This window comes from Nostoc mirabile CHAB5784 (genome assembly GCF_020829645.1).
In the GTDB taxonomy this organism is placed as follows: Bacteria; Cyanobacteriota; Cyanobacteriia; order Cyanobacteriales; family Nostocaceae; genus Nostoc; species Nostoc mirabile.
The window spans coordinates 1-3,510 of the sequence record NZ_JAIVFS010000249.1 but is presented as its reverse complement, the minus strand read 5'-3'; the positions used below and the strand labels follow the sequence as shown (position 1 = coordinate 3,510).

Annotated in this window: 4 protein-coding genes and 2 pseudogenes; 5 read left to right on the top strand and 1 reads right to left on the bottom strand. The window is 43.7% G+C overall.

Going from position 1 to position 3,510, the window contains the following annotated elements; genetic code table 11:
- The 5 genes and pseudogenes from LC653_RS45130 to LC653_RS45115 form a co-directional block, all read left to right on the top strand.
- Positions 1-1,133, top strand: a 1,133-nt coding sequence (locus LC653_RS45130; RefSeq protein ID WP_229501732.1) for an MreC domain-containing protein, incomplete at its 5' end; no start/stop codon positions are given.
- A gap of 196 nt (positions 1,134-1,329) precedes the next feature.
- Positions 1,330-1,572: pseudogene (locus LC653_RS45125) on the top strand (restriction endonuclease); the annotation flags it as partial.
- A gap of 251 nt (positions 1,573-1,823) precedes the next feature.
- Positions 1,824-2,078 carry a hypothetical protein gene (locus LC653_RS45120; RefSeq protein ID WP_229501730.1) on the top strand — a complete coding sequence of 85 codons (255 nt, stop codon included), beginning with the start codon at positions 1,824-1,826 and terminating at the stop codon, positions 2,076-2,078.
- 161 nt (positions 2,079-2,239) lie between these two features.
- A complete protein-coding gene (locus LC653_RS46685) occupies positions 2,240-2,368 on the top strand; it encodes a hypothetical protein (RefSeq protein ID WP_267923459.1) in 129 nt (42 codons plus the stop codon).
- A 346-nt stretch (positions 2,369-2,714) separates the two neighbouring features.
- Positions 2,715-2,987 (top strand): hypothetical protein, encoded by a 273-nt coding sequence (locus LC653_RS45115; RefSeq protein ID WP_229501729.1) that lies wholly within the window; start codon positions 2,715-2,717, stop codon positions 2,985-2,987.
- Here LC653_RS45115 and LC653_RS45110 read toward each other — a convergent pair.
- A pseudogene (locus LC653_RS45110) lies at positions 2,976-3,377 on the bottom strand (1,2-dihydroxy-3-keto-5-methylthiopentene dioxygenase); the annotation flags it as partial. The gene LC653_RS45115 and the pseudogene LC653_RS45110 overlap by 12 nt on opposite strands.
- Positions 3,378-3,510 lie beyond the last annotated feature (133 nt).

The window sequence follows — 3,510 nt, the reverse complement described above, 5'->3', positions numbered from 1 at the left end:
CTAAAGAACCAGAGAAGCTTATTGCTGCTGTCGAGTTAGCTTTAGAGTCAAACCCCTCACCCAGTGAATCAGATTTCGCCGCTGCTGCTTTAAAAGTGGTTCCCCCGGTTGCACGGAAAAAGCCATCACCAAAGGAACCATTGGATCTTCAAAATCAGAAACCAATGGGGAACGAAACCCAGGAACCAATAGAGCGGAGATACCCCTTCAGATATGCAGAAGTGATCGCACAAATTGAAGAACGCCATAAACGGGAGTTAGAGCGTCTGGAGGAGGAAATAAGAATTAGACTGCAAGTAGAAGCCAATGCCATAGCCGAAGTCCAAGTACGAGAGCAACTTGAATCTTCCCAAAAACTGTACCAGCAACAGAAGTCACAGATAATCCAGTTGCAGCAGCGATTAGATGAAATGGAGGGATTACGACAACTAGAACTGGAGAATCAGCGACTTAAGCAACGTATTCAGGACTTGGAACACGCACTACTTGAACGTCCTTCACAGCAATGGGGAAACACAATGACCCAGCAAGCGACCAAAGTTTTGAACAAGCAGGTAAAACAGGCGTTAGAAAAAACCATTGACCTGCGCGAGCTTGCCGCAGAGCCACCCAAAGAAAATGCCCAAGAATGCTTACGGTTAATGGGCATGGCATTGAAAAACCTAAGCGTTGCGATGAACAATACCCAAGCACTCGTTGCTGCGGCGATAATTCTGGGGAGTGAGCCGACACAGCAAGCGATCGCAATCAGGACGGAGCAATTACAAATGCTACCCCAAGCGGTTAGTGACATCAGGCAGGTGTTAGCAAAACCTGGGTGTACTTGGCAGGAGTTTTTGGCAGTGGCTACTGAATACGAGGTAATAAAAGGAGATTATTTAGCAGAATTAACCCCGCAAGAGACAGAGTTAATCAAATCTCTCGAACTTGCATCTACTCAACCACCGACGATTGGCGTTGGTTCTATCGTCGCTTATGCAGATCCCTACTATACGTTATATAACGCTAGAGGGGAAGTTGTGGAAGATTTAGGCGAAGAGGAGGTGCTGGTGGCTTGGGATCACTGGAAGAATGAAGGTAAAAAAACAAGCAGGTACTTCTTGAATGAATTGCGGTTTTGGCAAAGCAAATAACTCTAGTTGATTTATACAAAAAGCTTCATGTTCAAAACCTCGCCCGCAAGTGGCGCGAAAAATTCCTTGCTTGTGTCTCAAGGTAGGTAAAAACCCCACCCGCAAGTGGCGTGGCCTAGTTTAATTGCGAATTAAGAATGCATCGAATTGCGAATTGGTTTTATGCCCTAACTAATTTAGCGATCGCAAAGTTTTTGAAGAATTGCTGCTCACTTGTTTTGAACGGCAAGGTTTTATGATTCGTCGCAACGAGTCATATACAGGGGACGGTGGACTTGACGGGCACGTGTGGTTGCAAGGAAAGTTGTATCTGATTCAAGCCAAACGCTATAAGGACACGATTAATCCGGCTCATGTTCAGGAATTTGGGCAAGCGATCCAAAATCATGGTGGTGTCGGTGGGTTTTTCGTTCACACGGGTAGAACCGGGGGCGAGTAAGCGGGATTTACTGCGGCTGTATCCGTTTATTCAGATGGTGAGTGGTCAGAAATTGGTGGATTAAGCCTGAGATAAATTGCGTTCCTCAGCAGTTCTTGATGGGGTTATCTCTCCGTGCTCCCAGCAATAACTGCCCCTTTCCTCTTCGTTGAAGAATGCGCTGACGATGGTAGCATCAAGGTAATCATCATGATGAATTAAGCGATTAAATAGGCACGGACAGTTACGGTTTACCTAGATGAAAGGTAGAGATGAGCAATACAGGGCGTAAAAAAAAGCTAGCATCTTTCAACTGTGACCAAAAGATGTGGTCGCAGTTTATCGCCCGTTGCAACTCGAAAGGGACGACAGCAACAGCCACGCTGACCCAATTTATCGAACTCTACTTAGATGATGACCGTGATAACCTTGATGCAATTGGTGATGGCTCAAGCGCCCAGGCTCAAGCGCCCACGCCCAGGCGATCGCATAAAAATAGTGTATTCCGATTTGCTCTTTGGAGATAGTCAAAAAGAGAGTTGCAGTCGTTGGGGAAACTGAACCGTCCTTATCTAACGGCTGTGGAAGAAAAGCTGCTGGGTTTGATTGAGCGTGAATATGGTGTTACAGACTGAAGTACTATGCTTAACGCCTAACGGCATCAAAGGTTTGGGCAGGCATTAACCCGATGAAGCCAGGTAAATTTTCTTCGCGCTCAACGCCTGCTGGCTGGCATCAAAGGTTAGAACAGATTTATTGGTTACGGAGAACTGCATCAATTGCCGAATCAATTAACTCAACTGAACAAGTTTCATAATGATAAGTGTTAAAGCGAAACGTAATTCTAGTAAAAATAAAGATTCTGGCTGGATTATTTCACCATCTCCTCCTACCTTGGGATTCGCTTTTGTTTTCATTTCATCAAAGATTTATTGAAGTGAAAAGTCTACGGCAGGAGTTGGAGAGGATGTATCTATAGTCTTTTGATCACATAGTCCTTGAGAATCAGAAAAATTTTCTACTAAGCATTCAATAACCTCTTCAAGGGTTTCTGAGGGTGAAATTCCGCTTCTGTCCTTACTGTGGTTTTCCCTATAAGGAGTCTGTTAATTCTGATGTGACTTGAAAATTTTAAAAATCATTATCCGTAAAGGGAACTATGGATGGTGAAAACCTTTTTAGCGATGGGTAAAATTCTAACCTCGCGGCATAATCATCTGTTTGTGAGACTGACAGTTCAATTGTTTGCTCCTCTTTTTCATCAAAAAGCAATTGGATTTGATAGTTTGTCCAGAATTGCTCACCTAGTTCATCTTCTAAATCAAAAAGCAGGCAGAAGACAGAAAATATATTTTTGCCCTCTGCAGAGCGGGTTTAAAGCCCCTAAATTTATTTATGGGGATTACTTTCTGCCTTCTGCCTTCTCAACTCACTAGGGGTTGGCGGGTGCGAATTTCTCTGCCTGTATATTGGGGTATCCAACCTTCTGTGGTGATGAAATAGCGTACTGCTTTCACCCGCTTTGCTGGGGTGAGATAAAACCAATGTTCGGTTCCGGCTGGAATGTTGATATATTCTTCTGGTTGTACTGTCAGTTCTACTTGACTACCATCAGAACGTACAAAGCCAAAAATCGCTTCTCCATCAATGATGTAGCGGACTTCATCATCTGCATGGGTATGAATTTGGTCAAACTTTGCCATTGACTCATCAAGGTTAGGAATCCCTTGATGAAGGACAACCAAATCACGAGATTTATAGCCGGCTGTCTGTTGTAGTTGCTCAAAGTAACTATCTATTGCTTTGAGTACTTGTTCTTTTTCATCGGGAGTATCCCAGTTTTTTGCAAAGAAGGCAAAAATCAGTCAGTATAAGTAAGAGGAGTGTATTTATCTACCCATGACCCCAGAACAAAAGCAAGCTCTTCAAGAACATATTCAAGCGATCGCTAAAATACTA